The organism is Herbaspirillum sp. VT-16-41 (genome assembly GCF_001994935.1).
GTDB classification, from domain to species: Bacteria; Pseudomonadota; Gammaproteobacteria; order Burkholderiales; family Burkholderiaceae_D; genus Herbaspirillum; species Herbaspirillum frisingense.
Genome location: NZ_MUXB01000083.1, coordinates 12,348 through 32,957 on the forward strand (window position 1 = coordinate 12,348; position 20,610 = coordinate 32,957).

The 20,610-nt window shown below is 61.9% G+C and carries 18 protein-coding genes; 1 reads left to right on the forward strand and 17 read right to left on the reverse strand.

Annotated features, from left to right (window positions below; all coding sequences use genetic code 11):
- Nucleotides 1-28: 28 nt before the first annotated feature.
- The 14 genes from BTM36_RS06555 to ndk form a co-directional block, all read right to left on the reverse strand.
- Nucleotides 29-1,342, reverse strand: coding sequence for an adenylosuccinate synthase (locus BTM36_RS06555; protein WP_006463316.1), 1,314 nt, complete (start codon nt 1,340-1,342; stop codon nt 29-31).
- Nucleotides 1,343-1,345: 3 nt separating this feature from the next.
- The gene (locus BTM36_RS06560; RefSeq protein ID WP_077235650.1) at nt 1,346-2,506 is read right to left on the reverse strand and encodes an ATP phosphoribosyltransferase regulatory subunit; all 1,161 of its coding nucleotides are present in this window, start codon (nt 2,504-2,506) and stop codon (nt 1,346-1,348) included.
- 292 nt (nt 2,507-2,798) lie between these two features.
- On the reverse strand, nt 2,799-3,692 hold the full coding sequence (gene hflC / locus BTM36_RS06565) for a protease modulator HflC (protein ID WP_077235651.1): 894 nt from the start codon (nt 3,690-3,692) through the stop codon (nt 2,799-2,801).
- Nucleotides 3,692-5,050, reverse strand: a complete 1,359-nt coding sequence (gene hflK / locus BTM36_RS06570; RefSeq protein WP_077235652.1) for an FtsH protease activity modulator HflK — start codon at nt 5,048-5,050, stop codon at nt 3,692-3,694. Before hflK ends, hflC begins: the two co-directional genes overlap by 1 nt.
- A gap of 89 nt (nt 5,051-5,139) precedes the next feature.
- Nucleotides 5,140-6,264, reverse strand: coding sequence for a GTPase HflX (gene hflX, locus BTM36_RS06575; protein ID WP_006463312.1), 1,125 nt, complete (start codon nt 6,262-6,264; stop codon nt 5,140-5,142).
- A gap of 39 nt (nt 6,265-6,303) precedes the next feature.
- Nucleotides 6,304-6,543 (reverse strand): RNA chaperone Hfq, encoded by a 240-nt coding sequence (hfq, locus tag BTM36_RS06580; protein ID WP_006463311.1) that lies wholly within the window; start codon nt 6,541-6,543, stop codon nt 6,304-6,306.
- Nucleotides 6,544-6,682: 139 nt separating this feature from the next.
- Nucleotides 6,683-8,026, reverse strand: a complete 1,344-nt coding sequence (gene der, locus BTM36_RS06585) for a ribosome biogenesis GTPase Der (RefSeq protein WP_006463310.1) — start codon at nt 8,024-8,026, stop codon at nt 6,683-6,685.
- 27 nt (nt 8,027-8,053) lie between these two features.
- Nucleotides 8,054-9,253, reverse strand: a complete 1,200-nt coding sequence (bamB, locus tag BTM36_RS06590; protein ID WP_077235653.1) for an outer membrane protein assembly factor BamB — start codon at nt 9,251-9,253, stop codon at nt 8,054-8,056.
- Nucleotides 9,254-9,389: 136 nt separating this feature from the next.
- Nucleotides 9,390-10,034 carry a tetratricopeptide repeat protein gene (locus BTM36_RS06595; protein WP_077235654.1) on the reverse strand — a complete coding sequence of 215 codons (645 nt, stop codon included), beginning with the start codon at nt 10,032-10,034 and terminating at the stop codon, nt 9,390-9,392.
- Between the two features lie 43 nt (nt 10,035-10,077).
- Complete coding sequence (hisS, locus tag BTM36_RS06600) at nt 10,078-11,433, reverse strand: histidine--tRNA ligase (protein ID WP_077235655.1); 1,356 nt, start codon at nt 11,431-11,433, stop codon at nt 10,078-10,080.
- 163 nt (nt 11,434-11,596) lie between these two features.
- The gene (ispG, locus tag BTM36_RS06605) at nt 11,597-12,859 is read right to left on the reverse strand and encodes a flavodoxin-dependent (E)-4-hydroxy-3-methylbut-2-enyl-diphosphate synthase (protein ID WP_006463306.1); all 1,263 of its coding nucleotides are present in this window, start codon (nt 12,857-12,859) and stop codon (nt 11,597-11,599) included.
- Nucleotides 12,860-12,873: 14 nt separating this feature from the next.
- Nucleotides 12,874-13,959, reverse strand: a complete 1,086-nt coding sequence (locus BTM36_RS06610) for a helix-turn-helix domain-containing protein (protein ID WP_077235656.1) — start codon at nt 13,957-13,959, stop codon at nt 12,874-12,876.
- A 300-nt stretch (nt 13,960-14,259) separates the two neighbouring features.
- Nucleotides 14,260-15,432 carry a 23S rRNA (adenine(2503)-C(2))-methyltransferase RlmN gene (rlmN, locus tag BTM36_RS06615; RefSeq protein ID WP_039875259.1) on the reverse strand — a complete coding sequence of 391 codons (1,173 nt, stop codon included), beginning with the start codon at nt 15,430-15,432 and terminating at the stop codon, nt 14,260-14,262.
- A gap of 96 nt (nt 15,433-15,528) precedes the next feature.
- The gene (ndk, locus tag BTM36_RS06620; RefSeq protein ID WP_077235657.1) at nt 15,529-15,954 is read right to left on the reverse strand and encodes a nucleoside-diphosphate kinase; all 426 of its coding nucleotides are present in this window, start codon (nt 15,952-15,954) and stop codon (nt 15,529-15,531) included.
- A gap of 279 nt (nt 15,955-16,233) precedes the next feature.
- On the opposite strand from ndk, the gene BTM36_RS06625 reads away from it, so the two are divergent.
- Nucleotides 16,234-16,923 carry a Bax inhibitor-1/YccA family protein gene (locus BTM36_RS06625; protein WP_077235658.1) on the forward strand — a complete coding sequence of 230 codons (690 nt, stop codon included), beginning with the start codon at nt 16,234-16,236 and terminating at the stop codon, nt 16,921-16,923.
- Nucleotides 16,924-17,010: 87 nt separating this feature from the next.
- Here the strand turns inward: BTM36_RS06625 and rlmD are convergent, their stop codons facing one another.
- From rlmD to BTM36_RS06640, 3 genes are all read right to left on the reverse strand, one after another.
- Nucleotides 17,011-18,372, reverse strand: a complete 1,362-nt coding sequence (gene rlmD / locus BTM36_RS06630) for a 23S rRNA (uracil(1939)-C(5))-methyltransferase RlmD (protein ID WP_077235659.1) — start codon at nt 18,370-18,372, stop codon at nt 17,011-17,013.
- A 177-nt stretch (nt 18,373-18,549) separates the two neighbouring features.
- Nucleotides 18,550-19,572 (reverse strand): RNA polymerase sigma factor RpoS, encoded by a 1,023-nt coding sequence (rpoS, locus tag BTM36_RS06635; protein ID WP_077235660.1) that lies wholly within the window; start codon nt 19,570-19,572, stop codon nt 18,550-18,552.
- Nucleotides 19,573-19,575: 3 nt separating this feature from the next.
- Nucleotides 19,576-20,562 carry a peptidoglycan DD-metalloendopeptidase family protein gene (locus BTM36_RS06640; RefSeq protein WP_077235661.1) on the reverse strand — a complete coding sequence of 329 codons (987 nt, stop codon included), beginning with the start codon at nt 20,560-20,562 and terminating at the stop codon, nt 19,576-19,578.
- Nucleotides 20,563-20,610 lie beyond the last annotated feature (48 nt).

Sequence of the window (20,610 nt, forward strand, 5' to 3'; positions counted from 1 at the left end):
TTTGTTACGTTTTACGGCGATGGCCTGATTACTTGAACGGGTGACGCAGGACGATGGTCTCTTCGCGGTCGGGACCGGTGGAGATCATGTCGATGGGCACGCCCACCAGTTCCTCGATACGCTTGATGTAGGCCCGGGCATTGGCCGGCAGTGCATCCAGCGACTTGGCGCCGACGGTGGTCTCGGACCAGCCCGGCATTTCTTCGTAGATCGGTTCGCAGGCTGCGGCTTCTTCGGCGCCGACCGGGAAGATGTCGACGGTCTTGCCGTTCAACTTGTAGCCGGTGCACAGCTTCAGCGATTCCAGGCCGTCCAGCACGTCCAGCTTGGTCAGGCACATGCCGGAGACACCGTTGATCTGCACCGAGCGCTTCAGCAGCGCGGCATCGAACCAGCCGCAACGGCGGGCACGGCCGGTGACGGTACCGAATTCATGGCCGACCGAGGCCAGGTGCTTGCCGGTGCCGACATCGGTGGGCAGTTCGGCCGGGAACGGGCCGGAACCGACACGGGTGGTGTAGGCCTTGGTGATGCCCATGATGTAGTGCAGCATGCCCGGGCCGACACCGGCACCGGCGGCGGCATTGCCGGCCACGCAGTTGCTGGAGGTGACGAACGGGTAGGTGCCGTGGTCCACGTCCAGCAGGCTGCCTTGCGCGCCTTCGAACAGGATCTTGCCGCCGGCCTGGTGGATGGCGTACAGGTCGCTGGAGACGTCGGTGACCATGGGCTTGATACGCGGCACGTTGGCCAGGGCTTCGTCCAGGGTCTTCTGGAAGTCCACCGGCTGGGTCTTCAGGTAGTGGGTCAGGACGAAGTTGTGGTAGTCCAGGTTGGCCAGCAGCTTCTCGGCAAAGCGCTTTTCGTTGAGCAGGTCGGCCACGCGGATGGCGCGACGGGCCACCTTGTCTTCATAGGCCGGGCCGATGCCCTTGCCGGTGGTGCCGATCTTGGCATCGCCACGGGCGGCTTCGCGGGCCACGTCGAGGGCCACGTGATAGGGCAGGATCAGGGGACAGGCGTCCGACACCTTCAGGCGCGAGCACACTTCCACGCCGGCGGCTTCGAGCTTGTCGATCTCGCGCAGCAGGTCGGGCACCGACAGCACCACGCCATTGCCGATGTAGCAGGCCACGCCTTCGCGCATGATGCCCGAGGGGATCAGTTGCAGCGCAGTCTTCTTGCCACCGATGACCAGCGTGTGGCCGGCATTGTGGCCGCCCTGGAAACGCACCACGCCTTGCGCGTGATCGGTCAGCCAATCGACGATCTTGCCCTTACCTTCGTCGCCCCATTGCGTACCGATGACGACGACATTCTTTGCATTGCTGTTCTGTAACATGACTCAACCCAAGTTTTTGATAATCCAGTTTCCATTGCTGAATTCGAGTGCACGGTCGCAATCGAATTCGTCCTGATCGTGTTCGTGGCCGGGAAGGCTTTGGATCACGATCTCTCCCGCTTGCCGCAATTGCGCTATTTTCTCACGCAGACCGGCGTCCCTACCCCAAGGGGCAAGGATGGCGCGTTTTCGTTCTGCGCCTGGCATCAGTCGTGCCAGTTCACGCAGGTCCAGGGAGAAGCCGGTAGCCGGCCGCGCACGGCCGAAGGCTTCACCCACATGGTCGTAGCGGCCGCCGCGCACCACCGCATTGGGCAGGCCCGGCACATAGGCGGAGAACATCACGCCGCTGTGGTAATGATAACCGCGCAGGTCGGCCAGATCGATGGTGACGGCCGCACCTTCATGGCCGGCGGCCAGTTCCACCAGGGCCTGCAGCTCGTCCAGCGCCTGGCCGATGCCGGGCAGTGCCGGCAGGGTGATGCGGGCGCGGGCGATGACGGAGATGTCGCCGTACAGGTTGGGCAGGGCCAGCAACGCGGCACGGGTGCCTTCCTGGAAGCCGGCGGTGATTTCCTGCAGGCCAGGCAGGTCCTTGGCCTGCAGCAGGCCGAACAGGTTGGCTTCCTGACGCTTGGCGGCGGGGTCGTTGGCGATGATGGCGCGCAGCACACCGACGTGGCACAGGTCCAGGCGGATGGTGCGCATGCCGGCCAAGGCCAGCGAATTCAAGGCCAGTTCCTGGATTTCGGCGTCGGCTTCGATGCCGGCATGACCGTAGATCTCGGCGCCGATCTGGATCGGTTCGCGGGTGGCATGCAGGCCGGTCGGGCGGGTATGCAGGACACTGCCGGCATAGCACAGGCGGGTCACGGAAGCGCGATTGAGCAGGTGGGCGTCGATACGCGCCACCTGGGTAGTCATGTCGGCGCGCACGCCGAGGGTACGACCGGAGAGCTGGTCGACCAGCTTGAAGGTGCGCAGGTCGGTGTCCTGGCCGGCCCCGGTGAGCAGGGATTCAAGGTACTCCAGCAGCGGCGGCATGACCATTTCGTAGCCATAGAGGCGGAAATTGTCGAGCAGGCGGCGACGCAGTTCCTCGATCTTGCGCGCTTCGGAGGGCAAGACATCGGCGATGTTTTCGGGAAGAAGCCAGTTAGGCATAAACAAAAGTCAAAGCTAAAAAAACGGATACGTGGACCGGCGATGTGCATTGCGACGGCCATCATGGCAATGGCCACCACGGCAATAACAAGCGGCCATACGAAAAACCGGGGCGGTACAGGAAAAGCTGCGGCCCCTCTTCTTGCATCCCGGGAAAATTGCATCCCGGAACATTGTGTTCGACCAAAAAAGGAAAGATGCCCTCTACCAGCGGCATCCATCCTGTTCGCCCTGCCCGCTTCACTCGGAGGCGGCGCAGGAAGCTTCACATTATCGCCTGTTCGGCGGATTTTTACTTCTTTGCAGCGCTGGTGGTGTTGCCACCCACACCCTTGAAGTATTTGAAGAATTCCGAGCTCGGGTCGACCACCAACAGATCGTGACGGTTCTTGAAGCTGGCGCGGTAAGCCTCCAGGCTGCGATAGAACTTGTAGAAATCGGCATTCTGGCTGAAGGCCTGGGCGTAGATCTGGGAGGCCTTGGCGTCGCCGGCACCGCGAATCTTTTCGGATTCACGATAGGCTTCGGCCAGGATCACCACGCGCTGGCGGTCGGCATCGGCGCGGATCTTTTCCGATTCGGCTGCACCGGTGGAACGCAGTTCGTTGGCTACGCGCACGCGTTCGGACTTCATGCGCTCGAACACCGAGGCGTTGATCTGGTCCACGTAGTCCACCCGACGCAGACGCACATCGATGACTTCCACGCCGATCTGCTTGGCCTCGTTGGCCACGCGGGCCTGGATGGCATCCATGACGTTGTTGCGCTGGCTGGAGATGACTTCGCGCACGGTGCGCTTGGTGATTTCATCGTTCAGCGCGGCCTTGACGATCTGCGACAGGCGGTCCTGGGTACGGCGCTCGTCAGCACCGAAGCTGACGAAGTACAGGCGCGGATCGACGATGCGCCACTTGACGTAGGCATCGACCAGCACGTTCATCTTTTCAGCCGTGATGAAACGGTCGGCGTCCGGGGTATCCAGGGTCTGGATGCGCTTGTCCAGGTACATCACGTTCTGGAACGGCGGCGGCAGCTTGAAGTGCAGGCCAGGCTCGTTGATGACCTGCTTGACCTCGCCCAGGGCGAAGACGATGGCCGAAGAGCGCTGGTCCACCACGAAGATGGTGGAAGAGGCCAGCCAGATCGCGACGACGGCGACGATGACGGAAGTGACGAGGCGGCCCATCAGCGTACCTCCCTTTCACGCGACTCACGGGGATCGCGGTTTCTGGTATCACGCATCAGCTCGGAAGAATACACAGTGTCGTTTCCTGCAGTCGAATTGGAGGACGCTGCGCCCAGCGACGGTTGGCTGGCCGCGGGCGCCTGCTGCTTGCCGGCGGCCGGAGCCGCGTCGCTGCCGCTTTGCTGGATCAGCTTGTCCAGCGGCAGGTACAGAAGGTTGCTGCCGGATTTGGCATCGACCATGACCTTGGTGGTATTGGCGAAGATCTGCTGCATGGTCTCGATGTACATGCGGTCGCGGGTGACGGCCGGGGCCTTGGCATAGGCTTCCTGGACCTGGGTGAAGCGCGAGGCATCACCTTCGGCATTGGCCACCACGCGGGATCGGTAGGCTTCGGCTTCTTCCAGCAGGCGCGAGGCGGCACCGGAGGCGCGCGGGATCACGTCGTTGGCATAGGCCTGGCCTTCGTTCTTGAGGCGCTCACGGTCCTGACCGGCCTTGACGGCGTCGTCGAAGGCAGCCTGCACCTGTTCGGGCGGTTGCACGCCTTGCATGGTGACGTTGGTGATCTGCACACCGGACTTGTAGCGATCCAGGATCTGCTGCATGCGCTGGCTCACGTCCAGCGCGACCTTTTCACGGCCTTCGTAGAGGACGAAGTCCATCTTGCTGCGACCGACGATCTCGCGGATGGCGGTTTCGGCCACCTGGCGCACGGAATCGTCCGGATCGCGGTTGTTGAACAGCCATTCGGCGGCGTTCTTGAGCTTGTACTGGACGGCGAACTGGATGTCGATGATGTTTTCATCATCGGTGAGCATCAGGGATTCCTTCAGCTGCTTGTTGCGCACGCTGCCGCGATAGCCGATCTCGGCGGTACGCACCTGGGACATGTTGACGATCTCATGCCCCTGGATGGGGTAAGGCCAGCGCCAGTTGAAGCCCGGCAGCGTGGTGTGGCTGTAGCGGCCGAAGGTGGTAACCACGGCGGTCTGGCCTTCCTGCACGATGAAGAAGCCACTGGCCAGCCAGAGGAAGGCGACGATGACGGCGATGACGCCCACACCGATGCCGGCGCCCTTGACGTCGCCGCGATTGAAGCCGCCGCCACCGTTGCCGCCATCGGAGCCACCACCACCCTTGCGGCCGAGCAGGCCGGCGATGCGCTGGTTGAAGTCGCGCCAGAGCTGGTCGAGGTCGGGCGGACCGTCGTTGTTGCCGGACGGTTTTTCGGGCCGTTTGTCGCCGTTACTTCCGTTATTCTGATTCTCGCGGTTGTCGTTTTGCGAACCACGTCCCCATTGGGGGTCGTTCAACGAAAACTTGACACCGATTTTCCTGAATAAAGACACAAGCATGCGTTTGCGATCCGTCTGAAGTGATGGATTAAGAGAATCAAGGAGGAATGCGCGCCGGGAACGTGCGAAAGGCCGTCCCCTCGAACGGCTCAGGCGTGCATGTCTACGGAATCGACTGGCGTGGAACGGCTGCGACCCCTGGCCTCCAAGGCGGCCTTGAGCGAAGCGGCGATCGCTTCGCGCAGCAGATCCAGGCCAGCACCAGACTTGGCACTGACGAAAACCCGCTGGATTTTACCATACTCGTCATACTCGACCGCCGGTTCCAGGCCGGCAGCGTCGATCTTGTTCCAGACCAGGATCTGGGGCACGTGGTCAGCGCCGATTTCCTTCAAGACCAGGTTGACCTCGTCGATCTGCTCCATCCGCACCGGGCTGGCGGCATCCACGACGTGCAGCAGCAGGTCGGCATGGATGGTTTCTTCCAGCGTGGCACGAAAGGCTTCCACCAGTTGGTGCGGCAGTTCGCGGATGAAGCCGACGGTGTCGGAAATGACCACGTGTCCCACCTCGCCCAGGTAGACGCGACGTGAGGTCGTGTCCAGCGTGGCAAAAAGCTGGTTGGCGGCATACACGCCCGCCTTGGCCATGGCATTGAAGATGGTCGACTTGCCGGCGTTGGTATAACCCACCAGCGAGACCGAGAAGGTTTCGCTGCGCCCACGCGCACGACGCTGGGTGGCATGCTGCCGACGCAGCTTGGCCAGCACGGCGCGCAGCGCCTTGACGCGCTCGCCCAGGAGGCGCCGGTCGGTTTCCAGCTGGGTTTCACCGGGACCGCGCAGGCCGATACCGCCCTTTTGCCGTTCCAGGTGGGTCCAGCCGCGAATGAGACGGGTCGAGAGATGCTGTAACTGGGCCAGTTCGACCTGCACCTTGCCCTCGTGGCTCTTGGCGCGCTGCGCAAAGATATCAAGGATCAGGCTGGTACGGTCGAGCACACGGACCTTGAGCACTCGCTCCAGGTTGCGTTGCTGGGCCGGTGACAGGGCATGGTTGAAGATGACCAGTTCGAGCTGGAGGTCGGCGACGGCGTCGGCGATTTCCTGTGCCTTGCCGGTACCAACGAAGAGAGCGGCATCCGGGCTGGCGCGACGACCGGTGATGGTGATCACCGGTTCTGCACCAGCCGATTTTGCCAAAAGGAAGAGCTCATCCAGACTTGCGGCGAAGTCGTTCTTGCCGAAGTCCAGGCCGACTAACGCGGCACGCATGTCAGAATGCCCACGGCGTCAAGCCGGCCAGGTAGACCATTATTCGTCGGACGAGGATTCGAGACTGAGGTTGACCGCACGTGCAGGCACGACGGTGGAGATGGCGTGTTTGTAAACCATTTGCGTAACGGTGTTGCGCAGCAGGACCACGTATTGATCGAAAGACTCCACATGGCCTTGCAGCTTGATGCCGTTGACCAGATAGATAGAGACGGGAACGTGCTCTTTTCTCAATGCGTTCAGGAATGGGTCTTGTAACAATTGCCCTTTGTTGCTCATGGCAGCTCCACGGTGTTGTTGTGATTAGGACTTGGAGGCACTTCAAAGAATATCAAGTGCTTTACCAACTTTATGCTATTCAATTTAAACGATTTTCGCTCCAACGCCAAAAACATTGATCGAATAGCAGGTTTACGATTTATTTTTCCTGCCGGATGAAAGGATTCTTGCCCGACTTGAACTCGATACGCAGTGGAGTGCCCACCAGAGAGAAAGTTTCCCGGAAGTGCTTTTCCAGATATCTCTTATAGTTGTCGTCGATGGCTTCCAGGGCATTGCCGTGGATCACCACCACCGGCGGGTTCTGACCACCCTGGTGCGCATAGCGCAGCTTGGGACGGATCGAACCCTTGCGACGCGGCTGCTGGTGCTCCAGCGCCTCTTCCAGCGCACGGGTCAGGCGCGGCGTGCTCAGCTTGGCCATGGCGGCGGCGTAGGCCGAGTCGATGGATTTCATCAGCGGGCCGATGCCGGTCGACTTCAGCGCCGAGATGAAGTGGAATTTGGCGAAGGACAGGAAATTGAGCTTGCGCTCCAGATCCATCTTGATCTGGTCGCGCTGGTCACTCTGCATGCCATCCCATTTGTTCACCCCGACCACCAGCGCCCTGCCCGACTCCAGCACGAAGCCGGCAATGTGGGCGTCCTGTTCGGAGATGTCCTGCTGGGCGTCCAGCAGCAGCAGCACGACGTTGGCGTCTGAAATCGATTTCAGGGTCTTGACCACCGAAAACTTCTCGATGGCTTCGAACACCTTGCCGCGGCGGCGGATGCCTGCGGTGTCGATCAGGGTGTAGTGACGGCCTTCGCGCTCGAATGGGATCTCGATCGAGTCGCGGGTGGTGCCGGGCATGTCGAAGGCGATCACGCGCTCCTCGCCCAGCAAGGTATTGACCAGGGTCGATTTGCCGACGTTGGGGCGGCCGACGATGGCGATCTTGGTGCCGCGCACGGCAGCCTCTTCCGGCTCCGGCTCCTGGGCGCGCTGGGCTTCGATCTGGTCCAGTGCTTCCTCCACCAGATCGGCCACGCCATCACCATGGGCAGCGGAGATCACGTAAGGATCGCCCATGCCCAGTTCGTAGAAATCGGCCGTGACCGAGGTGTACTTCATGCCTTCGGACTTGTTGACCACCAGCATCACCGAACGTCCACATTTGCGCAGGAAGTCGGTGATGGTCTTGTCGTGCGGCGTAAGCCCCTGGCGGCCGTCGACGATGAAGACCACGACATCGGCCTCGACCACGGCCTGCTTGGTCTGCTTGGCCATTTCATACATGATCCCGTCCTTGGCGACGGGTTCGAAGCCACCGGTATCGATCACCAGGAACGGACGTTCGCCGACCCGGCCTTCGCCGTAGTGACGATCGCGCGTCAGGCCGGGCAGGTCCGCCACCAGCGCATCGCGGCTGCGGGTGAGCCTGTTGAACAACGTCGATTTGCCGACGTTGGGACGGCCTACAAGTGCAATTACCGGTTTCATTTCTTTTCTTTAAGGGTCGTTCGTCACTTATTCAGCGACGACGGAGACCACTGTTCCTGATTTGGTTTGGAAAACGACAGACGACCCGGTCGAGACCGGGGGCGCCTGGATTGCGCTACCGTCGGTGGACAGACGCGCCACGAAGGCACCATCTTCACGCGACAGGAAGTGAATATAGCCCTGGTAGTCAGCCACTGCCACCGCCTTGCCCACGGCGATCGGGGCCGACAGCATGCGATTCTTCAGACGATCGTTGCGCCAGATGACGGCACCGGTATCGCGGGCGAATTCGGTGACGGCACCGCCGATATCGGCAGCATAGACATAGGCATCGTCCAGATTGACGCCGACGTCACTGGAGAACTCCTTGATCCAGCGCACATTGCCATTCAACAAGTCGAAGCAACCAATACGGCCCTGGTAGGACGCGGCGCAGATATCACGCGAACCCAGCGCCGGCACACCGGACACATCGGAAATACGCTCCAGCTCGGTGGTGCCGCGCGGATCGCCGACCGGCACTTCCCAGCGCGGACCGCCGTTATTCAGAGCCAGGGCCGACAGACGGCCACCTGGCAACGCCACGAAGGCAGTCTGCGAACCGATCGCGATGCCCGGCGCATTGCGCAGCGTCAGCGAGGGTACGTTACGCTGGACCATCCAGCGCTGGCTGCCATTGTCGGCATCATACGCCGTCACGCGGTTGTCGATGCTGCGGATGACCACCAGACCTTCACCCACTGCCGGCGAGGATAGCACTTCGCTGGGCGCCTGGGCGTTCCAGGTAGGCTTGCCGGAAGCAGCATCGAAAGCCTGGATACGGCCCTTCTGGCCCACCACCACCACGGTGCTGCCATCGGTGCCGACACCGGCGGTCAGGTCCATGTCGGTGCGGCTGCGCCACAGGGTTTGGCCGTTCTGGGCGTTGATGCGGACCACACTGCCATCATTGGCAGCGGCAAAGATGCTGCCGGCGGCGTAGGCCGGGCTGAACTGGAAGCTGCCGGATTTGCCCACCGAGACCGACCAGGCGGTCTGTACGCGCAGTTTCTGCGTGAATTCGACCAGCGGTGCCGGCGGATTCGGATCCTTCTTGCTGGAAAACAGCGAGCAGCCGGACAAGGTAACCACGGCTGCGACCGCAGCCAGCTTCAGCACCAGCTTACCGGTGCGAGGGGAACGAGCAAAGGATGTTGCCTGGGCAGCGGTGGCTGTCACACTACGCATATTCTGTTTCCTCTAAGCGATGAATGGATTCGCGGTGGGATTGCGGTTCAATTCCCGGGATGCTCTCCGCAACCCAGGCGGCAGGCACGACGCCCGCCGTGACGGACCTCATGCCGGCGCGATATCAGTCAGCCGATCAGGCCTTGGGCGCTTCGCCGCCGATGGCGTCCAGCTTGATCTGGATGAGCTGGCGACCGGGATCCTTGGCGTCGCTCTTTTCCAGGGCCAGCTTGTAGGCGGAGCGCGCTTCATCGCGCTTGCCCTGGGCCAGCAGCACATCACCCTTGCGGTCGGCGATGGCACCGGCAAACTGGGCCGGATAGTCGCCGGAGAGCAGCTTCAAGGCTTCATCATAGGACTTCGCATCCAGCAGCACGCCAGCCAGACGCACTGCGGCGATAGCCTTGTATTCCTTGCCGCGACCGTGATCGATCACCCATTGCAGCTGCTTCTTGGCGGTCTCGATGTCATTGGCATCGAAGGCCGAACGGGCAGCCACCAGGGCGCTCATCTCGGCGTAGGCCGTGCCGCTGAACTTGTCCTGGATGTCGCTGGCAGCGCGCTGCACCTTGGCATTGTCCTTGGCGGCGAACGACTTCTGCTGCTCTTCGTATAACACCGAGGCCTGTCCGGACTGGCGGGCCTGGTAGGTGTTCCAGCCCGTCCAGGCTGCATAGGCGGCCAGCGCGATGATCAGCGCCCAGGTCACCAGGTTGCCGTACTTCGCCCACCAGGCCTTGATGGAATCAAGCTGTTCTTGTTCTTCGAGATCGTATGCCATGTAACTCTGCGATTAGAAAACTGTGTTGACGGATGACGCTTGCTCAGGGGTGGTAGTGCACGTGATCATGATCGTGGTCGTGGTCGCCGACGATCTGCTCCACGATGTAGTCGACCACGGCATCGAATGCCATGTTGCTCTGGTTGGCGCGCCCTTCCTCGGCGTTGCCTTCGCGCATGTGCTTGACGGTGGCAGTGCCTGCCTTGAGCTCGTCCTCGCCGATGATGATGGCGAAGGCGGCGCCGCTGGCGTCGGCGCGCTTCATCTGCGCCTTGAACGAACCACCACCATTAGACGATGCGCAATGTAGCACAACATCGAGCCCGGCAGTCCGCAAACGTTCCGCCAGGACGAAAGATTGCAGCTGGGCATCATCACCCTGGTGAACCAGATAGACATCGCACTGGTTGGGCGCATATTGCTCGCCGTTGGCCTTCATCAGCTCCAGCAGGCGCTCCACGCCCATGGCAAAACCGCAGGCCGGCGTCGGCTTGCCGCCGAACATTTCGATCAGCGGGTCGTAGCGGCCGCCGCCACAGACCGTGCCTTGCGAGCCCAGTTGGTCGGTGACCCACTCGAACACGGTACGGTTGTAGTAGTCCATGCCGCGCACCAGGCGCGGATTGATGGTGAACGGAATGTTGTTGTGACGCAGGATCTTCTGCACGCCTTCGAAGTGCGCGCGGGACTCCTCGCCCAGGTAGTCAAGCAGCTTGGGGGCGGCGTTGACCATTTCCTGCATGGTCGGATTCTTGGTGTCGAGGATACGCAGCGGATTGGCGTGCAGGCGGCGCTGGGCGTCGGTGTCCAGCAGGTCCTTGTGCTGCTCGAAATAGGCGATCAGGTCGGCACGGTGCTTGTTGCGCTCTTCGGCGTTGCCGATCGAGTTCAGTTCCAGGCGGATGTCGGACAGGCCGAGGTCATCCCACAGGCGCTGGCACATCATGATCAGTTCGGCATCGATGTCCGGGCCGCTGAAGCCAACTGCCTCCGCTCCCACCTGGTGGAACTGGCGATAACGACCGCGCTGCGGACGCTCGTGGCGGAACATGGGGCCGACGTACCACAGGCGCTTTGGGCCGTCATAGGTCAGGTTGTGCTCAAGGGCGGCACGCACCACGCCGGCGGTGTTTTCCGGACGCAGGGTCAGGTTGTCGCCGTTCATGGAGTCGGTGAAGGAATACATTTCCTTCTCGACGATATCGGTCACCTCGCCCAGGCCGCGTGCGAACAGCGCGGTCGGTTCGACGATAGGGGTGCGGATCTGCTGGAAACCATAGCTCTTGAGCACCGATTGCACGGTGTTCTCGAACAGCTCCCACAAGGGCGCATCGGCGGGCAGGATGTCGTTCATCCCTTTGACGCCAACGATTTTTTCGACTTTCTTTTGTTCTGACATACCGAATACCGGAGAGTGTTGTCTTGAAACTTCAATTCTGGAAGCTGTCACCTGTCGCATCATTCATGCGAGCGGTCCAGCGCAAGTGGGCAAGTGTAACGCATGGCCTGCCGCCTCCAGCCACGCTGGGCGGCCCAAGCTGCAGCCCAATCCTGCAGCTCAATCAGGCATGGCTGCCCTGGCCATAGTGTGATTCGACGTATTGCAGCACCACGTTCTGGAATTCCTCGGCGATGCGTTCGCCGCGCAGGGTCATCTTCTTTTCCCCATCGATGAACACCGGTGCCGCCGGGGATTCGCCGGTGCCGGGCAGGCTGATGCCGATATTGGCGTGCTTGGACTCACCCGGGCCGTTGACGATGCAACCCATCACGGCCACATTCATGGCCTCCACACCAGGGTACTTGCCCTTCCATACCGGCATCTGCTCGCGCAGGAAGGTCTGGATCTTGTCTGCCAGGTCCTGGAACACGGTGGAGGTGGTGCGACCGCAACCTGGGCAGGCGATCACCATCGGGGTGAACTTGCGCAGGCCCATGGTCTGCAGGATTTCCTGGCCGACCACCACTTCCTTGGTACGATCGCCGCCCGGTTCGGGGGTGAGCGAAATACGGATGGTGTCGCCGATACCTTCCTGCAGCAGCACCGACAGTGCGGCAGTGGACGCCACGATGCCCTTGCTGCCCATGCCGGCCTCGGTCAGACCCAGGTGCAAGGGATAGTCGCAACGGCGTGCCAGTTCGCGATAGACCGCGATCAGGTCCTGCACACCGGAGACCTTGCAGGACAGGATGATCTTGTCGCCGGCCATGCCCAGCTCTTCTGCACGCTGGGCGTTTTCGATGGCCGAGGTGACCAGTGCTTCGTACATCACCGCCTGCGCCGACCAGGGTTCGGCACGCCCGGCGTTCTCGTCCATGATGCGCGCCAGCAGCGCCTGGTCCAGGCTGCCCCAGTTGACGCCGATGCGCACCGGCTTGTCGTACTTGCAGGCCACCTCGATCATCTGGGCGAACTGCGTGTCGCGCTTGGCACCCTTGCCGACGTTGCCGGGATTGATGCGGTACTTGGAAAGGGCCTGGGCACACTCGGGATAGTCGGTCAGCAGGGTGTGGCCGTTGTAGTGGAAATCGCCCACCAGCGGCACATCCACGCCCATGCGGTCGAGTTGCTCGCGAATGGCCGGCACCGCTGCCGCCGCTTCGGGCGTATTGACGGTCAGCCGGACTATTTCGGAGCCGGCGCGGGCCAGGTCCTTGATCTGGATCGCCGTCCCGATGGCGTCGGCGGTATCGGTGTTGGTCATCGATTGCACCATCACCGGCGCACCACCGCCGACAACGATCTCCCGCGCACCGTGGCTGATGATCACGCGGCGGCTGTTGCGGCGGGCCAGCGGCCCGGAAGCGATCGGGGAGGAAGACATGATAGGCAGACGGTTCAGTTCAGGTTCAGCCGTGCGACGTTGCTGCCGCCCGGGGATTTCAGGTCCAGCGGCTGGCCGCGCAAGGTGGCGTCGACGCCGGAGGCATTGCCGATGATCAGGGTCGTGGCGTCGGAGACGTCGAAGGTTTCGGTGGTGCCGGCCTTGAGCAGGCGCGAAATCACGGTGCTCTTGTCGGCACGACGGATCTCGACCCAGGAGTCCTCGCGGAAGGTCAGACGCAGCAGGTCTTTGCTGTTGACGATGTTGAGGCCACTGGGAACAGTGGTCGCGGCCATCTGGGCAGACGACGAGGGTGATGAAGACGATGAGGACGATGTGGCCGAAGCAGGCGCCGCCGTCACGGTCGAAGCCGGTTGCGCAGAGGCCGGGGTCGCCGCCTCCACAGGAGCAGCGACGGACGCTACCGGAGCGGGCGCGGGCGTTGCGGTGGCAGCAGCCGATGATTCCTTGGCCGCCTCATTTCCGGTCGGCTCGACAATCGTATCGACACGGGCATTGACCGGTGTATCGGAAGAGACGGTTTCAGCATTTTGCGCCGCTTCCGGGGCCGACGCTTCGTTCTTGTGCGACTTCAACCAGGCCAGTTGCGGCACTGCTGCACCCAGATCGGTCCAGCGCACCGCAGCCGCACCGGCCAGCAAGGCGACCACGATCACGCCCGCCACGATGGGCAAGGCCGAGCTATTGCCGCGGGTGCTCATCATCATGGCCGGCAACGGACCTTCCGAGAAAGGCGTAGACAGCGAATGCTGCGGCACGATGTGATCGCGCTGCGCCACGGCCGACTCCTGCGGCATGGCAGCGGTCAAGGCATTGGCGTCCAGCCCCAGCACCTTGGCATAGCTGCGCACGAAGCCCCGCGCCACGGCCAGGCCAGGCAGGGCGGCGTAATTGTCGGCCTCGATGGCCTGGATCTGGCGCGGTGCCAGCTTGACCAGGCTGGCCACCTGCTCCACCGACCAACCCTTCTTCTGGCGTGCAGCGGCCAGCATGGCACCCGGCAAGAGGACGGCCTGGGACGATTGACCTGCATCCTGCGGTTGTTGCGACGACATTTCGTTCATTTGTTGATCACTCATCAAATGCTCCACATGGAAAAGCTTTTTTTAACCGGCCCTGGCCGGATTCTTCTGGAGCGTCCCTGCGCGACCCGCGTCGCGCCCCTCCCGGGAATTTCGACCACTTCAGCATGCCCTGCCGCTCAGCGGCAGCACACGCAATCATTTCAACAAGAACACAAAAAGGACGTGCGATGCTTGCGCCCCAGCGCAACATCGACGCCCCTGCAACGGATTCGAAAAAAAGAGGTGCATCTGCCCTCGCCACCACGGCAAGGGCTGGTGATGCGCAACCAGCCAGGGTATCCAGGCCCCTTGCCGTCACCCGGAGATCTCCACGATGCGGCCGAAATCACGGCCGTACTTGTCCTGATACTCCGCCATCTTCTGCATGCGCTCCTGCACCCGGGTGCGGTCCTTGACCTCACCGGCCAACTGCCCGCAGGCAGCGTCGATGTCGTCACCACGCGTCTTGCGGATGGTGGTCACGATACCGGCATCCATCAGGATTTGCGCGAACGCCTTGATGCGGGGATTGTGGGAACGCTTCAGGCCCGACTCGGGGAAGGGATTGAAGGGGATCAGGTTGAACTTGCAGGGGATGGCCGTCTCGCCTTCCTTCACCAGCGCGACCAGTTCGCGGGCATGCGTGTCGGTGTCATTGACGCCATCAAGCATGCAATACTCGAAGGTGATGAAGTCACGCGGCGCGAATTCGAGATAGCGCTTGCATGCCAGCATCAGCTCGCGCAGGGGGTGCTTGCGGTTCAGCGGGATCAGCGAATCGCGCAGCGCGTCGTTGGAGGCATGCAGCGACACCGCCAGCGCCACTGGGCACTCCTGGGACAGCTTGTCGATCATCGGCACCACGCCGCTGGTGGACAAGGTCACGCGACGGCGCGACAGGCCATAGGCATTGTCGTCCAGCATCAGGCGCAAGGCGGTCACGGTCGGCTCGAAGTTGAGCAGCGGCTCGCCCATGCCCATCATCACCACGTTGGTAATCTGGCGCTCGCCCTTGGGACCGCCCTCGATACCCTTGGTCTTGCGTAATTCGAATTCCGCCATCCACAGCTGGCCGATGATCTCGGCAACGGTCAGATTGCGGTTGAAGCCCTGCTTGCCGGTCGAGCAGAAACGGCAATTCACGGCACAGCCCGCCTGCGTGGAAACGCACAGCGTGCCGCGGTTTTCTTCAGGAATGAACACGGTTTCCACCGCATTGCCCTGGCCCACGTCGACCAGCCACTTGCGTGTACCGTCGGTGGAGGTATGGTCACTGATGATGGCCGGCGCACGCACTTCGGCGCGGGTCTTCAATTTGTCGCGCAGCGATTTGGCCAGATCGGTCATCTGATCGAAATCAGACACCCCGAACTGGTGTATCCAACGCTGCAACTGCTTGGCACGAAACGGCTTCTCACCCAACTCGCCGCAGTAGGCGACGAGTTGCGCGGGATCCATATCCAGCAGATTGGTGAGAGCTGTAGTCATGATGCTTGCGGTCGGGACCAGGACGGAAAGACGCGACAGGAATTGCAGCGCCGGTTTCCGCTCCGATCCGGAAGACCGATGGAAAACAGGAACAGATTAACGCGAATAGACGTTCAGCGCCGGGAAGAAATAGGCGATTTCGCCCTTGGCGGTTTCTTCAGCGTCCGAACCGTGCACGGCGTTGGCATCGATGGAGTCGGCGAAGTCGGCGCGGATGGTGCCCTTGTCAGCCTTCTTCGGATCGGTAGCGCCCATCAGGTCGCGGTTCTTCAGGATCGCGCCTTCGCCTTCCAGCACCTGGATCATGACCGGACCGGAAACCATGAAGTCCACCAGATCCTTGAAGAAAGGACGCTCGCGGTGCACGGCGTAGAAGCCTTCCGCCTCGGCGCGCGACAGTTGTGCCATACGGGCAGCGATGACCTTCAGGCCAGCGTTTTCGAAACGGGTGTAGATCTGGCCGATCACGTTCTTGGCGACGGCGTCGGGCTTGATAATCGACAGGGTGCGTTCAATTGCCATGAGAAAAACTCCAATAAAAATAATGGCTTAAAGCCAAGAATTGATAATTCAATGAACCTTGTATTTTAGCATGAAACCATCAGATATCATGTCAATTCACCTCCTTTGAGATGTCTGGCACACATCTTTCGCGGCGTGCACTGCAGTGGGGCATTGCTTGTCGGTTCAAGTGGCAGAACAAGTCAGCAAAGTGGGCGCGAACCATGAGGAGGGAAGACTTGTCTTAACAACGAGCCGCCGTGTTATTCTCTGGCTCGCATTCAACGCTTCGGAGGACACATGAACCAACTGGACACGACCTTCGGCCACTCGACCACGAGCCTGGCCACCCGCAACCGCGTGCTGCGCAACACCTACTGGCTGCTGGCGCTGTCGATGATCCCGACCGTGCTGGGCGCTTGGCTGGGCGTGCAGATGCACCTGAACCTCTTTGCCGCCAGCCCGATGATCGGCTTCGTGCTGTTCCTGGCGATCGCCTTCGGCTTCTTCTATGCGATCGAGAAGACCAAGAATTCCGGCTGGGGCGTGGCCTTCCTGCTGGGCTTCACCTTCTTCATGGGCCTGATGCTGTCGCGCCTGATCGAGTTCACGCTGGGCTTTTCCAACGGCGCCGGGCTGATCATGACCGCCTTCGGCGGCACCGCGATCATCTTCTGCGGCATGGCCACCATCGCCACCGTTTCCAAGCGTGATTTCTCGGGCCTGGGGAAATTCCTGTTCGCGGGCGTGCTGGTGATCCTGGTCGCCTCGCTGGCCAACATGTTCCTGCACCTGCCGGCGCTGCAACTGACCATTTCGGTGGTGGCCATCGCCATCTTCTCGGCCTACATCCTGTTTGACGTGCAACAGGTGGTCAACGGCGGCGAAACCAACTACATCTCCGCCACGCTGGCGATCTACCTGGACGTGTACAACGTCTTCGCCAACCTGCTGTCGATCCTGGGTATCGTGGGCGGCAACCGCGACTGACAAACGATATCTCTTGCATCCTGAGCAACAAAAAAGCCGGCGCAAGCCGGCTTTTTCATTGGTACGCCGGATCAACCGGCCGCGGCCTTACTCCGGCAGGTCGAACACCGCGATCGACTCGACGTGGGCGGTATGCGGGAACATGTTCACCACGCCCGCATACTTGAGTGAATAACCGCCCAGATGGACCAGCATTCCGGCATCGCGCGCCAGGGTAGCGGGATTGCAGGAGACGTAGACGATACGCCTGGGCTTGAGGTGCTGTTGCTCCGGCAGCAACTCCACCAGGGCCTTGCAGACTTCCATGGCACCTTCGCGCGGCGGGTCGATCAGCATGCGGTCGAACTTGCCCAGGGCCACGAAATCCTCGGGCTTGGCCTCGAAGAGATTGCGGCAGTAGAAACTGGTCTTGGCATCCACACCATTGACCTTGGCATTGTCCAGGGCGCGCTCGGTCAAGGCCGTGCTGCCCTCGATACCCACCACCTCACGCGCCAGCGTGGCGATGGGCAGCGTGAAGTTGCCCAGACCGCAGAACAAGTCAGCTACACGGTCTTGCGGCTGCACATCCAGCAGGCGCAGCGCGCGTGCCACCAGCACGCGGTTGATCTGATGATTGACCTGAGTGAAATCGGTGGGCTTGAAAGGCATGCGGATGCCGAATTCAGGCAAGGTGTACTGCAACTTCGACTGGGCCGGGTAATACGGCGCGGCCGTGTCCGGCCCCTTGGTCTGCAGCCACCATTCGATCCGGTACTGGTCGGCGAAGGCCTTCAGCAAGACCTCGTCGGCCGGGGCCAGGGCCTCCATGATGCGCAACACCAGTACGGTAACCTTGTTGCCATCATCACCCTCGCCCACCGCCAGTTCGATCTGCGGCATCCGGTCGCGGATGGTCAGCGCGGCCACCAGCTCACGCAGCGGCACCAGCATGGCCGAGACACTCGGGGGCAGAATCTCGCAGGTCTTCATATCGGCGATGAAGGAAGAGCGCTTTTCGTGGAAGCCCACCAGCACCCCGCCCTTCTTGGCCACATGGCGCACCGAAATACGGGCGCGGTAACGGTAACCCCAGGTCGGACCATAGATGGGCCGCAACATGACCTCTGCCTTGGTCTTGCCCAGATGCCAGAGATTGTCTTCCAGCACGCGCTGCTTCATGGCAACCTGGGCCGAAGGCTCCAGATGCTGCATGGCGCAGCCACCGCACGTACCGAAATAGTCGCAGCGCGGCTTGACCCGCAGAGAAGACTCGCGATGCAAGGCGGTCATCTCACCGGCTTCCCACTTCGGTTTCTTGCGATAGGACTGGAAACTGACCCGTTCACCGGGCAGCGCGCCTTCGACGAAGATGACCTTGCCTTGCGTGCCATCCTCGTTTTCGAGGTGACCAACGCCGCGCCCGTCCATATCGAGCGACTTGATTTCAATGATGATGTCTTGTTGCATGAGGGAAACCACTGGGTGGGACCGAAGTCCGCGGCCGAAAACAAAAGCGGTATTGTCCGCGATCCGGGACCGGGAGGGAAGCGCGTCGCACATCCGGACACGGCTGGATGAAGGAAATCGAAAGAAATCAGCGAAAATTCAGCAGGAGCGCAGATGAGCCACGCCCCGCAGGTCGACTCAGAACAGGGCGTCCCGTCCCACTCCGCGCGAAGTCAGCAGCCGCTTGAGCTTGACCAGTGCCTCCTGCTGCACCTGGCGCACGCGCTCCCGGGTGATGCCCATCTCGCCGGCGAGCTGTTCCAGGGTCGAGGGATCGTCGTTATCCAGGCCGAAACGACGGGCCACGACCACCCGCTGCTTTTCCGACAGGCTCTTCAGCCACTCCCGGATCAGCAAAGCGGTTTCCTGGCTTTCGGCACGGGTATCGGGATGCTCCTCCACCGCGCTGGGCAAGAGGTCCATCAGACTGGCCTGGGGATCGTTGTCCAACGGCGTGTCCAGCGAGGCCGCATGTTCGGACAAGGCCAGCACGTCTTGCACCTCTTCCACCGGCCGCCCCACCAGATGGGCGATATCTTCCGCCCCGGCATCGCGACCATCCCGATGCTGTGCTTCCAGGTGGTACTTGGCGCGCAGAATCTGGTTCAGCTCGCGCACCATGTGGACCGGCAGGCGCACCGTGCGCGCCTGGTTCATGATGGCGCGCTCGATGCTCTGGCGTATCCACCAGGTGGCGTAGGTGGAAAAACGGAAACCGCGTTCGGGTTCGAACTTGTCGATGGCGCGCATGAGGCCGAGGTTGCCCTCCTCGATCAGGTCCAGCAGGGCCACGCCACGATTGATGTAGTGCTTGGCGATCGACACCACCAGTCGCAGGTTGTGCTCGATCATCTTCTGGCGCGCCTCGAACTGGCCTTGCTTGGCCAGGGTGGCGAAATGCAGCTCCTCGGCGGCCGTCAGCAAGGGCTTGGCGCCGATCTTGTTGAGGTAGTGCTGGGTGGTGTCGGTGGAGAGTTCGGCGGCCAGCACCTTCTTGAGCTCGTCCACTCCCTCGGCGGGTGCCGCTTCCTGGGGCTGCTCGGCGGCCGCATCGGCATCGCCATCGATCACTTCCGGTTCATCGATCTCATCAATGGGATCGTCGATGTCCTCTTCGCGAGGGTCCTGGTCTGGCAAGTGATCGCGGCGATTGCTTGTCATACGCTAGCGTGGCGGTAAGTATTTGGAGGGATCAACAGGTTTGCCCTGTTGGCGGATCTCGAAGTGCAACTTGACGCTGTCGCTGTCGGATTTACCCATCTCAGCGATCTTTTGACCCTTGGTCACGCTCTGGCCTTCCTTCACCAGGATGGTCTTGTTGTGGGCATAGGCCGACAACAGGTTGTTGGTATGCTTGATGATCACCAGGTTGCCATAGCCACGAATACCGCTACCGGCATACATGACCTTGCCACCGGCGGCCGCCAGCACCGACTGACCGTCCTTGCCCGCAATATCGACCCCCTTCTTGCCGCCTTCGAAGGTCCCGACCACCTTGCCGTCGGCCGGCCACATCCAGGACACACCCTCATCGTCACCGGCTGCCGGCTGGCTTGCTGCTGCCGGCTTGTCGGCGGCATGCGGAGCCTCCGGCTTGGCCGTGGCCACTGCCGGAGGCACCGGAGCCGCCGCCGGGGCTGCATCCGGCTTTTCCAGCTCGGCCAGGGCGCTGTCCGAATAGGCACGCTTGTCACCACGCGGCCCGGTCTTGTTGCCGCCCGACGCCATCGGCGCCGACGTTACGGGCGCCGCTGCTCCCGGCGCGCCCAGCGGCCTCACATCCAGACCAGCGCCCGGTGCCGCGACCACGGCAGCGGTCTGCGGCGCACCGCCGACGCGATCAGGCGGCGCCACCCGCAACACCTGGTCGACCTTGATGTCGTTCGGGTTGGTCAGGTTGTTCCAGGCCACGATATCACGCCAGTTCTGCCCGACATCCAGCGCGATGCGATACAGGGTATCGCCCTTCTTGACCGTGTAATAGCCACGCCCAGAAGGAACCGGAGCCGGCGCCACGACGGCATTGTCCACTGGCTTGACGGTGCTGGTGGTGCGGTCGACGACGGGCGCCGGCTGCTGATTCGGTGTCGAGCCGCAGGCGGCCAGCAAACTGACGACACTGCCCAATACAGCCAAACGAATTTTCTTCATGCTCTTACGTAAGATTTTGTACGACGCTAGTTGACACGCAGCCAGCGC